Annotated in this window: 18 protein-coding genes; 5 read left to right on the top strand and 13 right to left on the bottom strand. The window is 63.8% G+C overall.

Going from position 1 to position 19,233, the window contains the following annotated elements:
• Positions 1-38: 38 nt before the first annotated feature.
• The 4 genes from P0Y59_03645 to P0Y59_03630 form a co-directional block, all read right to left on the bottom strand.
• A complete protein-coding gene (locus P0Y59_03645; protein WEK00803.1) occupies positions 39-1,706 on the bottom strand; it encodes a hypothetical protein in 1,668 nt (555 codons plus the stop codon).
• A gap of 162 nt (positions 1,707-1,868) precedes the next feature.
• On the bottom strand, positions 1,869-2,732 hold the full coding sequence (locus P0Y59_03640; GenBank protein ID WEK00802.1) for a hypothetical protein: 864 nt from the start codon (positions 2,730-2,732) through the stop codon (positions 1,869-1,871).
• Positions 2,729-4,861: a GNAT family N-acetyltransferase gene (locus P0Y59_03635; GenBank protein ID WEK00801.1), complete on the bottom strand. Its 2,133-nt coding sequence runs from the start codon at positions 4,859-4,861 to the stop codon at positions 2,729-2,731. Before P0Y59_03635 ends, P0Y59_03640 begins: the two co-directional genes overlap by 4 nt.
• An 8-nt stretch (positions 4,862-4,869) precedes the next feature.
• On the bottom strand, positions 4,870-5,550 hold the full coding sequence (locus tag P0Y59_03630) for a class I SAM-dependent methyltransferase (protein WEK00800.1): 681 nt from the start codon (positions 5,548-5,550) through the stop codon (positions 4,870-4,872).
• Between P0Y59_03630 and P0Y59_03625 the strand changes: the two genes are divergently transcribed.
• The gene (locus P0Y59_03625; protein WEK00799.1) at positions 5,500-6,399 is read left to right on the top strand and encodes a hypothetical protein; all 900 of its coding nucleotides are present in this window, start codon (positions 5,500-5,502) and stop codon (positions 6,397-6,399) included. The two genes, P0Y59_03630 and P0Y59_03625, sit on opposite strands and share 51 nt — an antisense overlap.
• Positions 6,400-6,405: 6 nt before the next feature.
• On the opposite strand, the gene P0Y59_03620 is transcribed toward P0Y59_03625, so the two are convergent.
• Entirely contained in the window at positions 6,406-7,560 is a 1,155-nt protein-coding gene (locus tag P0Y59_03620) for a glycosyltransferase family 4 protein (protein WEK00798.1), read from the bottom strand.
• A gap of 121 nt (positions 7,561-7,681) precedes the next feature.
• Here P0Y59_03620 and P0Y59_03615 point away from each other — a divergent pair, with 121 nt between their 5' ends.
• Positions 7,682-8,905 carry a hypothetical protein gene (locus P0Y59_03615; protein WEK00797.1) on the top strand — a complete coding sequence of 408 codons (1,224 nt, stop codon included), beginning with the start codon at positions 7,682-7,684 and terminating at the stop codon, positions 8,903-8,905.
• 54 nt (positions 8,906-8,959) lie between these two features.
• On the opposite strand, the gene P0Y59_03610 is transcribed toward P0Y59_03615, so the two are convergent.
• From P0Y59_03610 to P0Y59_03595, 4 genes are all read right to left on the bottom strand, one after another.
• A complete protein-coding gene (locus tag P0Y59_03610) occupies positions 8,960-10,561 on the bottom strand; it encodes a hypothetical protein (GenBank protein ID WEK00796.1) in 1,602 nt (533 codons plus the stop codon).
• A 69-nt stretch (positions 10,562-10,630) separates the two neighbouring features.
• Complete coding sequence (locus P0Y59_03605) at positions 10,631-12,478, bottom strand: WD40 repeat domain-containing protein (protein WEK00795.1); 1,848 nt, start codon at positions 12,476-12,478, stop codon at positions 10,631-10,633.
• Between the two features lie 17 nt (positions 12,479-12,495).
• Positions 12,496-13,263 (bottom strand): hypothetical protein, encoded by a 768-nt coding sequence (locus P0Y59_03600; protein WEK00794.1) that lies wholly within the window; start codon positions 13,261-13,263, stop codon positions 12,496-12,498.
• Positions 13,260-13,919 carry a dihydrofolate reductase family protein gene (locus P0Y59_03595; GenBank protein ID WEK00793.1) on the bottom strand — a complete coding sequence of 220 codons (660 nt, stop codon included), beginning with the start codon at positions 13,917-13,919 and terminating at the stop codon, positions 13,260-13,262. The genes P0Y59_03600 and P0Y59_03595 overlap by 4 nt, the downstream gene beginning before the upstream one ends.
• Before the next feature lie 940 nt (positions 13,920-14,859).
• Between P0Y59_03595 and P0Y59_03590 the strand changes: the two genes are divergently transcribed.
• Both P0Y59_03590 and P0Y59_03585 read left to right on the top strand, forming a co-directional pair.
• A complete protein-coding gene (locus P0Y59_03590; protein ID WEK00792.1) occupies positions 14,860-15,924 on the top strand; it encodes a Glu/Leu/Phe/Val dehydrogenase dimerization domain-containing protein in 1,065 nt (354 codons plus the stop codon).
• Entirely contained in the window at positions 15,924-16,181 is a 258-nt protein-coding gene (locus P0Y59_03585; GenBank protein WEK00791.1) for a hypothetical protein, read from the top strand. The genes P0Y59_03590 and P0Y59_03585 overlap by 1 nt, the downstream gene beginning before the upstream one ends.
• 83 nt (positions 16,182-16,264) lie before the next feature.
• Here P0Y59_03585 and P0Y59_03580 read toward each other — a convergent pair whose 3' ends face one another.
• The 3 genes from P0Y59_03580 to P0Y59_03570 are packed head-to-tail and all read right to left on the bottom strand — an operon-like array spanning position 16,265 to position 18,104.
• A complete protein-coding gene (locus P0Y59_03580) occupies positions 16,265-17,026 on the bottom strand; it encodes a siderophore-interacting protein (protein ID WEK00790.1) in 762 nt (253 codons plus the stop codon).
• Positions 17,023-17,427 (bottom strand): hypothetical protein, encoded by a 405-nt coding sequence (locus P0Y59_03575; GenBank protein WEK00789.1) that lies wholly within the window; start codon positions 17,425-17,427, stop codon positions 17,023-17,025. Before P0Y59_03575 ends, P0Y59_03580 begins: the two co-directional genes overlap by 4 nt.
• The gene (locus P0Y59_03570) at positions 17,427-18,104 is read right to left on the bottom strand and encodes a protein-S-isoprenylcysteine O-methyltransferase (GenBank protein ID WEK00788.1); all 678 of its coding nucleotides are present in this window, start codon (positions 18,102-18,104) and stop codon (positions 17,427-17,429) included. Before P0Y59_03570 ends, P0Y59_03575 begins: the two co-directional genes overlap by 1 nt.
• A gap of 210 nt (positions 18,105-18,314) precedes the next feature.
• Between P0Y59_03570 and P0Y59_03565 the strand changes: the two genes are divergently transcribed.
• A complete protein-coding gene (locus tag P0Y59_03565; GenBank protein WEK00787.1) occupies positions 18,315-18,791 on the top strand; it encodes a GNAT family N-acetyltransferase in 477 nt (158 codons plus the stop codon).
• 39 nt (positions 18,792-18,830) lie between these two features.
• Here P0Y59_03565 and P0Y59_03560 read toward each other — a convergent pair whose 3' ends face one another.
• The gene (locus tag P0Y59_03560) at positions 18,831-19,175 is read right to left on the bottom strand and encodes a RidA family protein (protein WEK00786.1); all 345 of its coding nucleotides are present in this window, start codon (positions 19,173-19,175) and stop codon (positions 18,831-18,833) included.
• Between the last annotated feature and the right edge of the window lie 58 nt (positions 19,176-19,233).

Here is a 19,233-nt window from a genome sequence, read left to right as displayed (position 1 = left end):
GGCGACGTGCCCGTCGCCTCCCCTTTTTGTTTCGGCACCTATTTCGTGAAGTATTTCTTGTTCGCAAGCCGCGCCGCCGCGAGCTGCGGGCTGGGCAGGCCCGCCGTCTCGGGCGAGAATCCGCCGCCCGCCACACCGAAGAACAGGAAGCTGAAATCGAAGCCGTTCTGGGTCTGGGCGATGCCATGGCAACCCTGGCAACCGCCGCTGGACGTCAGGGTGCCGAGGCCATTGTGATAGTCGATGACGTTGACCTGGTTCCGGATATTGGTCAGCACGCCGTTGGTGATCGGCGGGAAACCCCGGAAGAGCTGGATGCCCGGCTGGCTGCTTTCGACGACGATATTGGCCAGGTAGAAATCCCTGGTGGTTTCATCATTGGTCGGAATCGCCTGGACGCCGGTCAATTTGTAATATTGCCAGATGAAATTCTGGTTGAAGCCCGGAATGCCCTTCATCGCGGTCAGCGCCCGGTTGTTCACCGCGGTGATCTCCGGCACGGCCGGCACCGGCGACGTGACGGGAATAGCAACCGCTCCATTTTTCAGCACCTTGGCGCCGGCAATGCTGCTGACGTTCCCGAGCGGCAAGGCCACGCCCTTCGTTCCATAGGGCACCGCCTTGGGGGCCGAGGTGCTGAAGTTGATATTGGGATTGGGCGCCGTCTTGCCGCTCGGCGGGAAGGTGGTGCTTGTGGGGGTCGTATATCCGACCGATCCATAGGCTGGCACATAATAGACGCCCGTTGGCTGTCCCGTGACCTGGTTCTTGAAATCGTCGACCTGTTCGAAGGTCGCGAAGATGAATGCAGGATAGTTGGGCGTCTTGTGGATGATATGCAGGGCGATCAGCGCATACGGCACCACTCTCGGCACCGGAGCGGAATCGCTGCCGCCGTAAGTGAGGACGTTCGAAACATGATAGCGATAGCGCTGACTCGACGGGATCGAGGACAGCGGACGCCAGGCGGCTTTCACCTCGACCGTCGTCGTTGGCAGGTTGACGGTCCCGGCAGGGAGGCGGAAGGGAGAATATAGCGGGGTGAAGCTCGCATAATTCTGGTTCACATAATTGGATTCATACTGGTTGACCTTGGCCTCGAACAGCACCTGCGCATCGGTCGCCGGTTGGGGGTTTCCCGGCGTGGTCGGGAAGAACAGGGTATTCTGTCCAATCTGGTTGGCCTCATCCAGATTATTATACGGCAGTGTCCCGCCGCCCGGCAGCGTGATGGTGCTGCACAGCTGCGGATTGGAATTCGTGACGGTCGTCACATATTTGGGGGAAGCCCCCCAGGGCTGGGGCGGGGTGGGAGCCGACGACGTCCCGTTCACATTGCACGGGAAAAGCTCGGTGCGGTGCTGGTAGGTTTCCCAGACCAAAGGCCCGGTGCCACCGCTGCCGGAAGTGGCGAAGCTGCCGCCCGGCACCCCCCGGCTCCCCGCCGCATTCGGCGCCACCGCCGAGATGAATTCAAGCCAGGCGAAGGTCGCCAGATCCTGGTGCGCGACGGCGCTGGTACGATAGATATCCGCGGGGATCAGCGGATTGGCATTGGTCATGTCGGACGTCTGCAACGTCTGGCCCGCGGTGACTGAGGGCCCGAAGGGTGGTGGAGGCGGCGCTGAAGATGTCGAGGATGTCTGGGCTACGGCAGCCGCGGCGGCCACCGATCCGGCACAAAGCAACAAAGCAATGGTCTTCATAACGGCCCCCTTTTTGGCAGAGATCGACAAACACCTTAAATTATGACGGTAAATTGATCCTGTTTAATCTATGGCCACATCAAAATGCCATCAATCCAAGAAGAGGCCAGAATGGCTGCATCCAGACAGGAAACTCTTACGCAATGGTAACCGGAACAGAAATCATTTGATCCTGATACCGTCAACCGCCGCGATCCAATGATCGGGCGCGATCTGCCAGGCATCGACATGGTGCATGCCCTTGCCGTTCCATCCCGTGCCTGACGGACCGAGGATGGGGCTTTCAGCACATTCCCGTTCCGCATAGTCATCGCGCGTCAGCCGGATGATCTCGAAAGCACGCACCCCGCTTCCGTAGCGCGGCCCGCAATCCTGGGAGAAGCGATAGAGGCGTCCGTCCCGGCACACGACCCGTCCGCCCGGCCGCGCCCTGCTCCTGTCGCCGACGATCAGCGGGCTCGCCGGATGTTCCTGCCAGGGGCCGGCAAACGTATCGGCGAAGAAGAGCGACAATGCGTCATGGCTGGACGGCGCCGGGCACACGAACATCCACCAGCGTCCCTCGAACCGGAAAGGCGTCGGATCGGCGAGGCTGCCCTGGAGCAGGTCGGCGACCGGCACCCAGCGTATCGGAAAGGGGTCGGCGCGGTAGAGGCGAACGGCGCCCGCATCGAGCGTCTCCGGCACCATGAACACCTCGCCCCCATGCTCGAACACGCCGGGGTAGGATAGATGGAAAGGCTCGCGCAGGACGATACCCTGGTACGACCAGGCGACTGCATCGGGGCTGCTGGCCCACCCGATCTCGCCCAGCCGGCGTTCGTGATGAAGCACTTCGAAGAAGAGGTGCCACTCTCCCTTGTGCCGCAGCAGGAACGGGTCGGCGACGAAAGCCGCCGGAATATCAGTCACCTGCTCGCGCGTCATGATCGGGTTGGCGCGGCCCCGCGGTGCGGCCAGATGGAGCGGGTCGGGGCCGGCATAAAGGCCGATCGACCATGGATCGTCCGGAAGCGGCCCGGTCATTCCAGCCGCCCGATCTCGCGACGCCCGGAGCACCACCGAAGCTTGTAAGTCTCGGTTCCGCGGAGATAGTCGAATTCCGCCAGTCCCATCGCACACGCCTCGCGCACCGCGGCATCGGCCATCAGCATGCCGGGAGAGAAAGTGGCGAAAGCCGAGAGAAAACCCGCATTCCAGTTGCCCAGGCTGTCGGCACCCAGCATGCAGATGTTCAATCCGATCAGTTGCTCCCCGGCCCAAAGGCCGAACAGCGGCGCTGTACCCTCGCGCCACAGCGCTGGCAGCGCGGCGATGACGAAAGCGCGGGCAGCCGGATCGCGCAGGAACAGGCTGCGTTCGCCAAAGCGCGCCTGCTGCATCTCGAGAAAGAACGCGCCGGGATCGATCGCCGCATCGCGCACCGGATCGAGCCGGCAGGCACGAACGCCGTTGCGCGCCGCGCGGCGGGTGAGCAGTGCCAGCTCTCGCTGGAAGCCCGGGCTTCGCGCGGCGAACCAGCCATCATAGTCGACAGAGAGATCGGCGGTCGGGCAGATAAACTTCTTCTCCACCAGTACCGGCGCATGGGCTTCAGCCGTGGCGCAGCTCGAATCAGCACGGATGCAGGTGAGATCGAGGTGCGGAAAGCGGCGCCGCGCAAATGTCATCAGTCGTCGTGCGGCCGCCACATCGCCCTCGGCCACGACCAGATCGTTATAGTCGCTCAACACCGTGGCGAAGCGCACCGTTTCGTCCTGAGCGTGTCGGGTCAGCGGGAATATCCCGGCGAGACGCCCGCCACGCCGCGCAACGATCACCAGCGGCGACAGGTCCGGCCAGGCATCAAGCGCGGCCAGATACCAGGTCGGGCCACCAAAGGCGCGATTGCAGCGCGAGCGCTCAAGCAATGCACGCCATTCAGGCGCGATATCCTCGACCGCGTCGCGCCGGTCGAGAATCTCGCAGGAGAGCGCGCCGGTAACGATCTCCAGATCCGCCGCGACCACCTGCCGCTCCGCGTGGATCAGCGTAGCCAGGCCCGCCACCGCTGGCGGAGGGTCCCCTCCCCGCTCGTTCCAGACGACGGATCGGGCGGAAGGCAGGGTCTCGATCTCCCCCTTCAACGCGGCGTCCCGCAACAACGCCATCATCGCATCGCCGGTCAGGCGATAGCGGCTGGAAACACTATCGAGAAACCCGGACGGATCGAGACAGGATTGCACCAGCAGGTCGAGCTGGCTCGTCCCGACGGCGGCGCGACTCATCAGATGAGCCGGTGGACCACCATGCAGCCGCGCGCCGATTTCCACCAGCGCCGGCCCTTCGGCGTCGACGATCACCTCGCAATGCCCCGCCCCGTGACGAATCTCCAGCGCGTCCAGAACCCGCGTCGCGAAGGCGAACAACATCTCGGCCAGCGGCCCCTCCGACGGCAGCAATTCCTTGGTGGACAGCACGCCGATCGATTCAAAGCCCGGTACCGGCTTGCCATAAATCCACAGGGCCGCGAGGCGATGGCGCCCGTCAAGGCTGACGGTGTCGATGACAAATTCCCGCCCTGCCAGGAATTCCTGCGCCAGCACGGTGTCGTTGCGAAAGCCCATCTGGTCGACATGGTCATGAACGGCATGGAACGCCCTCGACACCTCCTCTCGCGATGTACACAGGCGCACGCCCTCCGATCCCTTCGACCAGCGCGGCTTGAGCACGACCGGCCATCCGCCACCTTCGTCGATCCAGGCCATGATATCATGCAGCCTGCCCGACTGGATCTGCCGCGGCACCCGGATACCGCGCGCACCGACCTCCTCGATCATGCGCGCCTTGTCGCGGCGCGCCTCGCTCAGACGCGTGCCGTTGCCGGCCAGGCCCAGCGCCTCGCTCAGCCGATCGGCCAGCATCACGCCCCGCTCCGACCCGGCGATCACATGATCGACCTGAAGGTCCCGCAGGGCGGCCACGGTCTGCGCGATATCCTCATGCCAGGGCAGCACATTGCTGAACGGCGCCGGGTCGAAGGAAGCAGCCTCCGCGTTCGGTATCGCCGACGTGCTCCGGACCATCAGCGCCTCGACGCCATGCTCGGCAAAAGCCGGCGCGAGCATCGAACCTGCGTCATAGGGATCGACGATGGCCACCACGCGACAAGTCATGGGCGGAATCAGCCGCGCTTCCGAACGGCCACCCGCCAGACGCTCTTCACCGGCTGGCCTTCCGGATCGAGCCGCGTGACCGCCTCGATCCCGATCGACTGCCAGTCGGCGAGCAGGGTCTCGCAATAGTCGCGACTGAAGAAATGCATGGTCTGGCCACCGGCCAGGACATAGGATCGCGGCCCCAGCTGGCGCTCGGGCGGTTGCACGGCAAGCCGTCGTTCGAGATCGTCCGTTGAATTGGCGTGGAAGAGAAACAGCCCCCCCGGCCTGAGGCAGCGATCGACCTCGCCGACGATGCTCCGAAGCGCTGCATCGGCGAAAGAATGCAGGACGAGGTTGCTGATCACCGCATCGAAACTGCCGTCCTTGCAGGGCAAGGGCAGTCCGATATCGCCCTGGCGGAAATCGACCGTCAGGCCCTCCGCCTGTGCGAGCCGGATCGCCTCGTCAATGGCGACCTGGGCATAATCGAAGCCCTGGACGCGATATCCGCGGCGCGCCAGCGCGAGTGCGTCATATCCCGTGCCGCACCCGAGATCGAGCACGTCGCGGCAGCCATGGCTTTCCAGCAGCGGCAGGAATGGTTCGAGCCACTGGCTCGACCGGTCCGGATCTCCCACGGCGAGGATCGCGCTATGCCGCCTGTCCCATACCTCCGCTACCGCATAACGTTCGTCAGTCGTCATGATGAACGAAGATCCTTTGTCGGTCGACAAGAGCCGCGCTACATTCCCGTTCAAACGAATTACGGCCCGCCGGAGAAATCTTCAATGGATCGGACAGTGACAGAACTCCCCATTCCGGTTCGATTCATCATTCTCAATGCAACCAGAACCGGCAGTAATTTCCTGTGCACGGTGCTGAACTCTCATCCCGACATTCTTTGTCACCATGAAATCTTCAATCCGCACGTGATCGGTGTGGCGCGACACCTTCAGGACAGCGATTTCCGGCTGGGCAGCATGGAGGAGCGGGAAAGCAACCCGGTGGAATTCCTCGATCGCGTCTGGCGCACCAATCTCGGCCGGGCAGCGGTCGGCTTCAAAATGTGCCTGTGGCAGCATGAGGCTGCCTATCGGGCGGTGCTGCCCGATCACGGGGTGCGGAAGATCCTCCTGAAGCGGCGCAACCGGGTCAAAAGCTTCGTGTCCCTGCTGTTGGCCCGGCAGACCGGGGAATGGGTGGTCTATGACGATCGCGGCGCACCAGCACCTCGCCCCCGGGTCCATGTCGACCGCGCGGCCCTAGCAGAGAATATCGCGCTGCATGAGCGCTTCTATGCCGAGACCGAGCGCGGCCTGAACGAGACTGCGCAGGATCACGTCCTTCTCTGGTATGAGGATCTGTTTTCCCCACGGGGGATCGAGCCTGCCCTCGCCTTTCTCGGCGCCGCCGGCCGACCGGTCCAGCCGAACGGCCAGACCTGGAAACTGACTCCGGTCGCCCTGCGCGAAACGATTTCGAATTTCGACACGCTGAGCGAAGAATTGCGGGGCAGTGACCTCGAGGCCGAACTCCATGAGCTGGGGCGCTGAGCGAGACTAAAGAGAGGCGAGATACCGGGAGAAATGTCCGGCATCGGTCTGCGGCAGGAAGCTGAGCGCAGCCGCGCGGGACGCGAGCGAGCAGCACCGATACGCCTCTTCATCGGACAACAGCGTGCCCAGAGCAGCCTGCCAGGGCGCGATATCCTGGGGCGGCGCGACATGGCCTGCCCCGGTTCGCTGGGCAGGTTCGACCGGCAGGGTGAAGTCGATACCGAGCTTCGCTTCGGGCTGGCCGCCGAGATTGCCGGCAAGAACCGGGATACCGCGCAGCATGGCATCAATCGCCACATAGCCGAAGGTTTCCGGAATCAGTGACGGCGCCACGAGGATACGCGCGTCGCGAAGGACGATGCCGACATCGTCGGCGGGTTCGAGCACCGTCATGTTCGGTAACAGCGACAGGTCGCGCAGCACCGTCTCGTCCACGCCCCAGGTCGGCACCGCGGCGAAAGGCGTTTCGGGGAACAGTCTCGCCAGGTCGAGGAAGATCGGCAGTCCCTTGAGCAGGCAAGGGTTGATCATCGTCACTGAGCCGGCGGCGGCCCGGTCCGGGGGTTCGAACGGCCCGTCTCCGAATACCGGAAAGCGCAGCAGGACAGAATCCAGCCCGCCATATTCCCGAAGATAGGCGCGGCTATGCTCGCTCACCGCGACGATGCTCCGGACGCGTCTTAACCGGGCGTGCTGTTCTTCATTCCCGGCCTCAGCCTCCGGACCGAACGGCAGATGGAAGTGCGTATGAACCAGCGCAACCACCCGGTCGGGCGCATAGGCCAGCGCGATATCGAGCAGTATCGCAGGACGGTCGTCGGAAACGAGGATCCAGTCGGGTCGCGTATCGCGGATCACCGCGCCGATCCGCGCCGCAGCTTCGGGATCGTCGAGATCCAGCGCCTCGACCCTGACGCCCTCGTGGCGATAGGACATGCTTCCCGCCGCGTGACGCTCGACGGCGATACCGCGCTCGGTCAGCGCTTCCGCGCTGAATCTGCCAGCGAGAATCCGGCGCTCGCGAGGCATCCGGGACACCGCATGGCATTCGAAGCCCCGCGCTGCCAGCGCTGTCAGCAAAAGCCGATTGGCCTTGTTGCCTCCGCCATAGGACGGAAAATACACGGCATCCTGCAACAGGAGTATTCTGGTGCTCATTCCCTCCAGTACGCCGCAGTGCGAGCATTGCGGTCAAGCCATGTTTAGCGGTCAAAATGGGGACATCGACTATGTTCCTTCCCCGGATACACTTTAGCATCGACAGTTGAGGGAGAGGCGTGTGCGCGACCTGATCTGCGGATTGCTCGGTTCACCACTGGAAACGACAGGCACAAAGGAGGCAAACGGTCGGGCTCGCGATCTGACCGTTTCATGGCTGCGCTGGCATTATTTCGGCGAGATCATCGAAGAAGCCGACCTCGGCCGGCTTCTCTTACGGGCAAGAGAGGCCGGCGCCCGCTACTGCCTCGTGCAGGGCTATGGGCACGTCGTCGCCGAACATGCCGGCCCCAATGGCGGCAAGGCCCGCAGTTTCTTCGACGCGCTGGAGGAATGGACGGAGAACCGCGATTTCATCATCGCCGGCGTCCCCGGTCGCTGCCTGCTGGTCGACCTCAATGCCTGGACGCGGCACGGCGAACCAACCGGCTCAATCGCGATTCCTTTCGGGCCCGACCTCGAAGGCCATCTGATCGATCTGCGATCCGACCTCGGCAACGCCGCGGAATTCCTGACCTTTCTCGACGACATGTCGGAAAAAGCCGGTCGCGGCGTGTTCGTCCTGAACTATGAATCCTATGACGATGTCGCCGACCCGCCTCCGGGCTTTGTCGCGCCCGTCTCCACCTTGTATTGCGTCGCCGCGGGCCTCAAGCCGAACCGTATCCTGGCCACGCATGGGATCGACGCGGACAGCAGCGTCGTCTTTTTCGACTATAGCACGCAGGCGCTGGATTTCAGGCGGCGGCTCGACGCCGAATGGAACGGTCGCGACTATCCCGGCTTCCTGCGCAGCCTGTTCGAACAGCAGAATGGCGCCCATTATTATCTGTGGCCCGGCGCCTCGCCGGACAACATGGAATGGGCCGAGCTGGAGCGCCTGTGGTCGGCAGAACTGGCGCGCTGGGGTGGCGCTGACAGGTTCGAGGACCATTGGCGGCAGTTCCGCGATTTGCGACGCGACTATCTGCTCTGCAACATCCTGGAGGCCGATCCCCTGCTCGAACGAATCCAGGACGAACCCGGCTCGCTGATCTGGTGGAGCAACGCCTTCTGCACCATCTTCAGCGCGACACACTACAGTCTCGAACAGAAACGCCGGATCTATGAGGACTGGATCATCCGCCTCTCCGAAGCGGCGCCGGGCATTTTTCTGTACGGGTCGGACCATAGCAACAGCAGCGTGAACGCCATCACCGCGCGAGACTATCGCGATCGCTATTTCGCGCATGGCGGCGATCCGCTTCTCGCCCGCGCCTTCCACCGGCACTCGATCCGGTTCTGATGAATAAAACCCCGCCGCGAACCGGGTTCGCGGCGGGGCAAGGTCAGGCGGCGATCAGCGGAACACCACCGTGTTGGGGAAGACATGGCTGACACTGGTGCCCTGGGTACCATCGAAGTCGCCATGGCAACTGAAGCAATTGTTCGCCGTGGCGTTCGGATCGGGGTTGCCCGGCCGCACTTGCTGGAAAGTCTCCATGGTGGTGTTCGCGGCGAACTGCGACCCGATCAGTTGGTAACCCGGCTGCGGCGGGATGATGCGGTTGCTCCAGATCGCGCCGACCAGGAAATAATTGGCCAGCGCCTTGCCGGTGCCGCCCGACGCAGCCAGCTTCGGCTGAAGCGAGTTCATCAGCGAGACGAGCAGCGTGTTGTTGAGCACGGCCGGATCGCTGAGTGACGGTGTTGCCGGCTGCTGGCTTCCCCATGGATTGAGGCGCGCCACGCTGGTCGCCGTCAACGTCTTCCCTGCCGCGACAATGCTGCTGTCGTCGCCCGACGATGCCGTCTCGACGATCACGTCAGGCGCGGTGGAGGCTCCCTTCTGCCCATTGTAGAAGATCGACGGCTGGCTGCTCGTCGTGCTGAAAGTGACGGTGTTGAGGCAGGTCGTCCCACCCTTGCACGCCTTGGTGGCCGGGTCGTAATTCTGGTTGAGGTAGGAATAGGTCGCATCCGGGCTGTTGAAGTTCGATTCGAACGTCGCCCAGACCATCTCCGGATGATGGTTGACTGATCCCACCACATGCATGCCGACCATCGCCAGCGTGCGCGTGACCATGGTCGTGCCGTCCCAGCTCAGCACCAGCTGGTTCTTGGCGTTGAGTGCTTGCGTGAAGGCAGGCACATCCGACTTGATCTGGATAAGGCTGCTGGCCTGCGCTGGCGTGATATACGCCGTATCGATCCAGGCGGTCTTCACCTCGATCGCGAGCTGGCTCAGATTGGGAAGAGTCGTGCCCGAGGCCTTCTGGATTTCCTTCGCCTGGTCGAGCGTGATCGGGAAATTCGTCTTGTTCGGGCCGGCATTATAATAGGGCACCTTGCGCCAATGCTCCTTGAGCGCGGTGAAGACGTCGTTCTCCTGGATCGCGTAATAGACGACCGGATAGGTCGACAGCCCGGTCTTGCCGGATACCGGGATCGGCTTGCCATTGACGATCAGCACGCCGCCGCCCGCCTGGCCGGTCGACCCGGTGTCCCCCGCCGGACCGCCTACGACATTATTGGTGCTGCCGGCTGACTTGAGCAGCAACACCTTGGGCTTGTTGACGCGGACCCGGAACGACACATTGGTCTTGTTCTGTGCGTCCAGGCCAGTGCTGTTGACCAGTTGGAAGGCGCCCGTGCTGGTGTCCTCGACCGCGTTGTCGAACTTGGGCGAGAACATCAGCAGGTTCCCGCGCACATCCTTGGTCGTCAACCAGAGGAACATCTGCGACGACCATTTGTAGAATGCACAGTCGGACGAGGGATCGAAGCTCGCGCTATCCGGCGGTGCGAAATTGCTGCCCACCTTCCAGGTGGCGAATTCAGCGCTGGTGACCGCGCATAGCGGTGCCGGCCCGACGGGTATCTGGGACTGGACTGAGGATTTGGCCGCGACGCCTGCAAACAGAAACAGGCACCCCGACAATAGCCATTTGCTCGGTGTCATTTCGCATGCTCCTTCAAGGATCGAAAAATACCAGGAACGCCAACAACATTGGGCAATTGCCGGGTCGGGCTATGAACCTCCGTCACCGACCCGCTGAGTCATCGCGCGATAGACGTTGCGCACCGACAGATCCTCGACCGACACAAGATAGACCCCGCCGTCATAGGAAGAGGCGACCAGCCTCTCTCCGGAGCGCGACAGCGAACTGATGCCGTTCGCGGCGATCGTGCTGCGCGCGACCCGGCCCGTGCGCAGGTCGGCCTTGATCAACGCTCCCCAATAGTCGCCGACGATCACCGTATCCGCATCCCAGAAGCAGAGCGATTTGGGGGAACGGCGACCAAGCTCGATCGAATGGGCCAGCCGGCCGTCCGCCACATCATAGACGTTCAGCGTGAAATCGCGCGATGCACTGGCGATACGGTCGCCTGTGGGGGAAAGATCGACATCGTCAACGATGGCGGTGTGCCCGGGAAAGCGATGCAGGATCTCGCCGTCCAAAGTCCAGGACAGGAGTCCCCCATCGGCGCTGCAACTGACACCCAGCGGTTCGCGAGGATGCAGGCGCAGCGCCTTCACCGCACCGTCGTGCAGCGGGTGGGCCAGCACGTCCCTCCCGTCAGGGGATACGCGGACGATCGCCCCGCTATAGCATGCGGCAAACAGCGCACCCTCATGGCCCTCGCACTGCGCCACCCGGATCGAGTTGATCGGCCCCTGCCCCAGCGCCACTTCGACGGTGCTTTCCAGGTTGGCGCCGAAAATATGCAGCTTGTGGTCATGCGCGCCGGCAACGACCCGTCCAGTGTCCGGATCGCGCGTCACCGCGTTCATCAGCCGGCGCCCGCCAGGGGGCTCAGTGCGGGCGGCAAGACTGGCTTCGCGGTCAGTCAGGCGGATCAGCCGAACCATCCCGTCGTCAGCGACCAGCGCGACGCTGCCGTCCGGCGCGGCGGCAGCTTCGTTGAAACAGGCATTGCCCTGGTCGCCCGGGGCACCGCCCACCTCCCGGACGATCAGGCCCGACGCGGCATCCCATTGCACGACGGTGCCATCGAAGGTTCCCGCCAGGATCGCCGCGCCGTCGGGCGACCAGCCGAACGACCGCTCCCATTTCGAGGGATGGTTCTCCAGGTTTACCTTCGGGCTAAAGGACGACGCATCCCAGATGGTGATGCGCTGGTCATACGCGCAGGACAGGATGTCGCCGTTGACGGGGGAGACCGCGACCTTCTTGATGCCCGAACCATGTGCCTCGATCGAGGCCAGCGCCGTACCGTCGCGGCTGTCGAACACGCGGATGACACCGTCGTCGCACCCAAGCACCACCCGGTGGTTCAGCATGTCGATGGCGCAGGTGTCAGTCTCGGTCTCGAACGGTCCCCAGATGCGGATCAGCGCGCCCGTGGCAAGATCCCATTGCCGCAGGGTCATGTCGTCGCCCGACGAATAGATCAGTCCCTCGCGGCAGGCGACCGACAGCACGTCCTTCTCATGCCCCTCGATCGTCCGCCGGATCGCGCCGGTGACGAGATCCCAGACGATGATTCTCCGGTCGCGCGAGGCGGAAACGCCGGTGGTGTCGTCAACGAAAGCGAAGCCCTCCACGTCGTCGCTATGCCCGCGCAGCACCAGGGCCAGCTTACGACCGGTCAGGTCCCAGATGTAGATGTCATAGTCGGAGGAGGAGGAAGCTGCTCTGCTCCCTCCCTCATCGACCGTCACATGATTGGCTAGGTGCCGGTGGTAACCGAGCAGATCGACGGTGGCGGCCTCGAGATCGAACAGCGCGACCGCCCCGTCATAGGCGACGGCAACCACGGCCGCGCGACCCGGGATCGCGGCGACAGAAGTCACCGGGCCGCGATGGCGGGTGAAGCTGTCGGCGACGATCGGGGAGAGATGGGCATTGAGCATCGGTGTCGCTCCAGCAGCTAGAATCGGAGGAAACGGAGTTCGGGAGCGTCCCGGCGATAGAGATCGTCCAGAAGCGCGGTTCCCCGCAGGGCTCCGGCCAGTTCGTCGAAATTCTCGACCACCGCGCCCAGTTCGGCCGGGCCGCGCTTGTGGCTCGCCGCCGGCAGCGACAAAGGCGCCTCGACCCCGAGAAAGGAGATTATCCTGCCCATCTCCCGCCGGTCCCCGAGCGCTTCATACTGGGTGTCGAGCCATGTCTGGCCCGTCCCACGGAGAACGGTTTCGAGCGCCGCATAATAGGCTGCATTCAGCCCGCTGTGCCGGATCAGGTCGGCCGCCTCGACATGAAGCGCCGGGACCGCCGCCTCGGCCCGCGCCGCGAAACTCTCCCAGATGCCGGTAAGGCGCGCGATCTCTTCGGATACATAGGTCCGCACGCGGTTGCGCCGCCTCAGCAGGATTTTTCGGACCGAAGGATCGCGCAGCAGCAGATCGACGGCGTCGTCATTCTCGTCCCGGTTCATCTTGAAGCCGACTGCCCGCGCGCCGCCACCGGCAGCCCAGACGGAATCGATAAACCCCGCCGGATCGTGATCGCGTGCGGCAACGCTGTCGGAGAGGCCACCCCGTCCATGCCAGTCCCTTGCCCAATGGATTCCGCCCGGGTTGAACAGGCCGTGATGACACAGGATCTCGGAATGCGCGTTCAGCAGGCTGCACAACAGGTTGCTGCCCGTCCTTGGCGCCGCGAAAACGACGAACCGGGCGACCTCATCGTCCTTCATCCGTTCGCCCTCATCTCGCCCCCCATTCTCGGCACCCCGGATTCAAGCAGAAATCCTTCGCCAAAGGCGCTCGCGTGCAATGTGGCAGGCAGGGCGCCCAGGGTATCGCGGGCGCCGCGGTCAGCTGCTTCGACCGTGCCGGCGCGGACGTAGATCGTCACTCTGTCGGCGAACCCCTGGCTGAAGAATGATCGCAGCAGCGTCGGGCCACCCTCCACCAGCAGGCTTTCGATGCCGTGGTCATAAAGGGATTCCAGCGGACCGTGCAGGTCATGCCCCGTCATCGCCAGGGCAACCGCGCTCGGGTCGACATGATTGTGCGAGCTGATGACGAAGGCCGGCGCTCCGGGATGCGACATCGCGCAGGGGTGCGATCCGGCGAAGATCACCCGGTTCGGTTGCCTGCGCGGCTCTCGACCCAGCTTTTCGGGACGAACGGTGAGGCGCGGGCGATCGATGTTCCATGTCTTCCCGCCCACCGCGATGGCGTCGTAGCGCTCCCTCAGGATATGGACCCTGTGCCAGTCGTCCCCACAGGAAATATTGCCCGAAATTCCTTGCGGTTGCCGAACGCTGCAAACGTCTTCCGTGGCGAAATTAATATGGATGAAAGGTCGCCGCATTCGCTTCTCCAGTGCTTTTCTGCCCGGAACCACTCACCGGTGAGAGTTCGATTCCAAGGAGAACGGGGTTCGGCAACGACAAGAGACTGGACCCGGGCATGACTTGAAGCCGGAAGCGCTTCCCAGGTTTAGAACCCGACCTGGCAGTCCGCGCGAAGTCAGGCACAGGTGACGCGGCGGCGATCGAGCGTGGATGGTGCCGCCTGCGAAGAACTGCTCCACCAGCCACCCGGCATACCCCCGCCACAGATGCATGACGGGCAATCCACCTGAATCCATGCGCTGCGACAGCGCCGACGATGTGCATTAGACATCCCTCCACCGCGCGAAAGGTGAATAGCATAAGGAGAATAGGTAGGAAGAAGTGTTGCAACCATTTTAGAATGAAACTCCGGATTCATTCGCATGCGCAACATCCAGAAACGATCTTTCTTCGACATTGGTGTCAACCTGAACTGGTACCGTTCCGGCTTAATCCCTTTACGCCGCGAATTTTAAAGTCACCGCCGATGGAAAGCGCGGAGCCATTTCGTCCTGAGCATTTTGTTAACTGGGGCTAGCCACACCGCATCACGCTTGCGGCGTTCAAATCCGCCAGTCCTCGGGGCAACTCTTCCTTGATGCACGATACTGATGCGGGGGCGATTTTTACGACGATCGCGAAAAAAGTTGCGGATTTTTCATTCTGGGCCAGCTATCGGTGCCACAGCGATGAAGAATCGTGTTGTCGTCCGAGGAATCGCAAGACCGTGCAGGCCATGATGGCAGTGTCGAAGAAAACAGCGGCTCACGCCCTGTCTTCGTGCGCCCGAATGCCTGGCGTCCCCGCCTGCGCCTCGATCCGACTTATTACCCGGACCCGAATTACGACCGGGCAGATCTCCGCGATCTGATCCCATCGGTCTCAGGCGCTGGCGCGGGACGCATCCGCCACGCCGCATACGTAATTCAGTGTTTTCCGGAGCTACCCCACATGGATTTTTCTCGTGCGCATGATGCGCATCCGCCCGAGCAGGTCGTGCGCCTGCAGGATTCCGCCAGCGGACTGGACGGCGTCATCGCGCTTCATTCCACCCTGCTCGGCCCGGCGGCCGGCGGATGCCGGCTATGGACCTACCCCGATTTCACCGAGGCGACCCAGGACGCGCTCCGCCTCGCCGAAGGGATGAGCTACAAGAACGCGCTTGCCGGCCTGCCGCTCGGCGGCGGCAAGGCAGTGTTACGCCGTCCTGAGGGCGATTTCGATCGCGCCGCATTGTTCCGTGCCTTTGGTGAGGCAGTGGAGGAACTGGGCGGCCGCTACGTCACCGCCGAGGATGTCGGCACCACCGTCGGCGACATGACCGAGGTGGCGCGGCACACCCGCCACGTCGCGGGCCTGCCGCCCCGTGACGGGCGGCCAGGCGGCGATCCGTCGCCCTGGACCGCGTTGGGCGTCTTCCGCGCCATGCAGGCGGCGGCCGAACATCGCCTCGGGCGCCCGGTTGGCGATTGCACCGTCGCAATCCAGGGCCTCGGCTCGGTCGGCGCGTCTCTTGCCGATTTGCTCCATCAGGCCGGTGCACGGCTGATCGTCGCCGAACCGCGGTCAGCCGTCGCCGCAGCGGTCGCGACGCGGACGGGCGCTGAAGTCGCCTCGCTTGGCGCCGTACTCGAGACGCGTTGCGACATCTTCGCTCCCTGCGCGCTGGGCGGCGTCCTCAACGCGCGGTCCATCCCGAAACTGCGCGCCGCCATCGTCTGCGGTGCGGCGAACAACCAGCTCGGATGCGAGGAGGACGGCACCGCTCTGGCTGAGCGCGGCGTGCTCTATGCGCCCGACTATGTCGTCAATGCCGGCGGGATCATCAACGTCTGCGCCGAGTATCTCGGCTGGGATAGCGACGAGGTCGCCGCCCGGATCGACGCGATCCCGGATCGCCTCCACCAGGTCTGGGCGGATGCCGAGCAGGCCGGCATCGCGGTCAACCTGGCGGCAGACCGGCTCGCCCGCGCGACGATCGCGCGCGGCAGGGCACCGGCGATGGCAGCGCCGTGATGGAGCCGCCACGTCCCGTCGCGCGATACCGGGTCCAGGGTGTCGACGATCCCGAACTGATCCCACGCGTGTTCGGCCAGTTCGCGCGGCGCGGACTGGTCCCTGCCTTCGCACTGATCCGGCGCTCCGCCGGCCTGATCAGGATCCAGATCGAAGCAATCGACGTCGATGCCTATGGTGCGCGCATTCTGGCTGAAACCTTGCGCGCCCAGTTCCTGATCGAGGAGGTGACGCTGGATTTCGAGACGCCGGGATAGCAGGTCTCTCCGGAATATCCGAAGGCTGCGGGTTTCCGCGGCCTTCGCCTCCGGGCGGATCGGCGACGATCAACGCCGCAACCTCAATCCAGCCCGACCTTGCCCGGTGCCCAATACGCCTTGGTGCGAAGTCGCGAGGAAGATACACCGCTTGCCTTCAGGACGGTGGCGATCCGCCTGATCGCCGGTGCCCGCCCCGTCAGCACGAATAGCGAGGCCCCGGTATCGAGAGCCGCAAGCTGCAGGGCCATCGCTTCCAGATGGGCGTCGTCCTTGGTTCGCTGAGCCAGCATGGCCTCCTCCCCGCCGATCCGCCGCAGCACGTGCCGACATTCGTCCGGCTCGGAGACTTCGAAAAACAGCCTGGGAGGCTCCGCCCCCGGACGTCCGGCCAGCGCAGTAGCCACACCGAACGATGTCTCGTCGCCAAACACGACGAGCGGCGTGGCAGGATCCCCGGCGTCGAGCGAACGCCGCGGTCCGAAAAATTGGCAGGTATCGCCGGGCGCCAATCCCGTTACCCATTCGCTGCCCGGCCCCTCGCCATGCGACCAGACGAGAAGGCGTGTACGCCCCTGCCCCGCATCCCATGACATCGGCGTAAAGGTCCGCGCGGTAAGGAGACCGCCGAGTATCACCTGGATCTTGTCGCCAGCGGTCCAGGCCACATGCCTGAATGCCTCGCCCTCAAGGTCGATCAACCGAAAACGCGGCGACAAGGGCTCGACCGCGGTGACCGCCGCCGTGCGGGTCAGCCATTGAGTCAGTGCCTTCTCGATCCGGTTCGGCCGCGTCGCGCGAAAACGGCGCGAAGCGGTATCTGACGCAAACGGGGAGTCAGTCATTGCGGTCGTCCTTCCATTGCAGCCATTGCCATGATGCGCGCCGAGACGAGTGCGCACCCGAGCGCCGCCTCGATTCCTCCGGAACCGGAATTTCGGCATGGTGCCATGCGGGGCAGGTCTTCCGGAGATGCCAGCAGCCGGCACAGCAGGCGCTCGTCTGCCGAAGGCGCGAGCGGACATCCTGTACAAAGCGATCGGTCGAACCGGCTTTCGCACAACGTCATCACGCTGTCGAAGGTCGGCGCGAGCATGTCGTAACCATGGGATGCGAACAAGGCGTGCAATACGGGTTGCACCGGATCACCGGCGTTCCTCGCCTCACGCCAGAGTCGCGCCGCCTGCATCACCATCGCCTCGGGCAGGACGGGCGATGCTACCGCGCCGGCAATGGGCATATACATCATGACGCCCTCGGCATCAGCCGGCCGGCCTTGCCGCAATAATCGTCATACGCCGCGCCGAAGCGCGCGCGCATGAGCGCCTCCTCCCTGGGCACACGAATGAACCACATCGCGGCAAAGGCGGGAATGACGAGGAAACCGGCGATCCAGTTATGCACCAGCAAAGGTTGCGCGAGCACCGAAATCCAGATCGCCAGATACATCGGATGACGGATGCGGGCATACACACCGTCCATCACCAATATGTGATCCTCGCGCACCTCAAGCCCCGCACTCCAGTTGCGTCCGAGATCGGCATGGCTGCACCAGAACAGCCAGAGGAACGGAAGCTGCGCCAGGACGCCGATCCAGGTTGCCCAGTCGGGCAGACGATACGCCGCGAACGAAAAAACACCGGTTGCGAGATGCAGCAGCGGCAGCAGCATCATCGTGGCGAACATCATCGCGAGAAGGACGATCTCGGAGATGTCCCTGCGAGCATCCACGACGATATTCGCCCGGTTACGGAGCGAGTGAGGCGTGCGAATCACGCACATCGCCACAAAAACCGCAAGCCATGCGGCCGAGCCCCATCCGTTTTCGGTCCAGCGTGTTGCGGCGAGAACGAGCAGCGGGAAGGCGAGGATCGTCAACACAGTCGCCGTTGCACCAGCGGCTGCTCCACTCTGTCGACGCATGAGACTCTCCTGTCGATGGTCCGAGGAGAAGTCTTTGCATAATTGCGAATGATTCTCAATCGCGATAAAATCAGATCAGCGAACTATCACCCGCCATCGAGTGGCGCGGAGGCAAGGAAGGCATCTTCACGCTCGACGTCCAGCGCCATGAAATCCGGCCAAGGCCGCTCAGGACTGGCGAAAGACCACGATGCGCGGCAGAGAAGGCCGATGTCGCCAATCCCCCTTCCGTCCGACGGACTGCGCATCGAAACCTTCTCAGGCAGCGCAACCGAAGCGCTCGCGCTGCTCCTCCCGCTCTGCGGGGTGGTATTCGCCACCTTCGATCCGGCCTATCTCACCGGCCGGTTGCCGCACGTCGCCGATCCGCATCTACTGCTCGCGCGGCACGCGAATGATACGCCCATGGGGTTCAAGCTCGGCTATCGGCGCGGGGCCGGGCTGTTCTACAGCTGGCTTGGTGGAGTCGCACCGGAAGCGCGGCGCATCGGTCTCGCTGCACGGCTGATGGAGCGCCAGCATGAGGAAATCAGGGTGCTTGGCTATCACCATGTCGAGACGCGCACGCGCGCGGAGAACAACCCGATGATCCTGCTCAACCTGCGCCATGGCTTCCATGTCACGGGTTTCGAGATCGATACGCGCGGCGCCGCAGTGGTGACCCAGCGCAAGATATTGGCGGAGTAGCACGGGACCAGGCTGGTCCCGTGCTTCCCGATTGCCGGCTCAGCGAGCAGCGGTGATGATGATCTCAACCTTGTAGTCGGGCGTCGCGAGCTTCGCTTCGCCGGTGGCACGCGCGGGGGCGTCCTGCCCATCGACCCACGCATCCCACACGGCATTCATCTCGCCGAAATCGCTCATGTCAGCGAGCCAGATCGTCGCCGCGAGGATCTTCGACTTGCTGCTTCCAGCGCGCGCCAACAGGTCTTCCACCTGGGCGAGGATCGCCCTGGTCTGCGCGGTCACGCTCTCGCCAGGTGCGCCGACCTGCCCTGCGAGATACACGGTATCGCCATGGACCACGGCCTGGCTCATGCGGGCGCCTGCGTCGATGCGAGTGATGGTCATGCTTCAAATCTCCCGGCGCCTGGGGCGCGCTTGCCTTGTGAAACGGTTGATCGCGCGG

Source organism: Candidatus Sphingomonas phytovorans (assembly GCA_029202385.1).
GTDB classification, from domain to species: domain Bacteria; phylum Pseudomonadota; class Alphaproteobacteria; order Sphingomonadales; family Sphingomonadaceae; genus Sphingomonas; species Sphingomonas phytovorans.
This window is presented reverse-complemented; position numbering and strand designations above follow the sequence as displayed.

What these genes read in the sequence shown, in the direction of transcription:
- P0Y59_03645 (WEK00803.1), bottom strand. Translation starts at nt 1,706, where the DNA reads ATGAAGACCATTGCTTTGTTGCTTTGTGCCGGATCGGTGGCCGCCGCG.
- P0Y59_03640 (WEK00802.1), bottom strand. Translation starts at nt 2,732, where the DNA reads ATGACCGGGCCGCTTCCGGACGATCCATGGTCGATCGGCCTTTATGCC.
- P0Y59_03635 (WEK00801.1), bottom strand. Translation starts at nt 4,861, where the DNA reads ATGACTTGTCGCGTGGTGGCCATCGTCGATCCCTATGACGCAGGTTCG.
- P0Y59_03625 (WEK00799.1), top strand. Translation starts at nt 5,500, where the DNA reads ATGCCGCCTGTCCCATACCTCCGCTACCGCATAACGTTCGTCAGTCGT.
- P0Y59_03630 (WEK00800.1), bottom strand. Translation starts at nt 5,550, where the DNA reads ATGACGACTGACGAACGTTATGCGGTAGCGGAGGTATGGGACAGGCGG.
- P0Y59_03620 (WEK00798.1), bottom strand. Translation starts at nt 7,560, where the DNA reads ATGAGCACCAGAATACTCCTGTTGCAGGATGCCGTGTATTTTCCGTCC.
- P0Y59_03610 (WEK00796.1), bottom strand. Translation starts at nt 10,561, where the DNA reads ATGACACCGAGCAAATGGCTATTGTCGGGGTGCCTGTTTCTGTTTGCA.
- P0Y59_03605 (WEK00795.1), bottom strand. Translation starts at nt 12,478, where the DNA reads ATGCTCAATGCCCATCTCTCCCCGATCGTCGCCGACAGCTTCACCCGC.
- P0Y59_03600 (WEK00794.1), bottom strand. Translation starts at nt 13,263, where the DNA reads ATGAAGGACGATGAGGTCGCCCGGTTCGTCGTTTTCGCGGCGCCAAGG.
- P0Y59_03590 (WEK00792.1), top strand. Translation starts at nt 14,860, where the DNA reads ATGGATTTTTCTCGTGCGCATGATGCGCATCCGCCCGAGCAGGTCGTG.
- P0Y59_03585 (WEK00791.1), top strand. Translation starts at nt 15,924, where the DNA reads ATGGAGCCGCCACGTCCCGTCGCGCGATACCGGGTCCAGGGTGTCGAC.
- P0Y59_03580 (WEK00790.1), bottom strand. Translation starts at nt 17,026, where the DNA reads ATGACTGACTCCCCGTTTGCGTCAGATACCGCTTCGCGCCGTTTTCGC.
- P0Y59_03575 (WEK00789.1), bottom strand. Translation starts at nt 17,427, where the DNA reads ATGTATATGCCCATTGCCGGCGCGGTAGCATCGCCCGTCCTGCCCGAG.
- P0Y59_03570 (WEK00788.1), bottom strand. Translation starts at nt 18,104, where the DNA reads ATGCGTCGACAGAGTGGAGCAGCCGCTGGTGCAACGGCGACTGTGTTG.
- P0Y59_03565 (WEK00787.1), top strand. Translation starts at nt 18,315, where the DNA reads ATGTCGCCAATCCCCCTTCCGTCCGACGGACTGCGCATCGAAACCTTC.
- P0Y59_03560 (WEK00786.1), bottom strand. Translation starts at nt 19,175, where the DNA reads ATGACCATCACTCGCATCGACGCAGGCGCCCGCATGAGCCAGGCCGTG.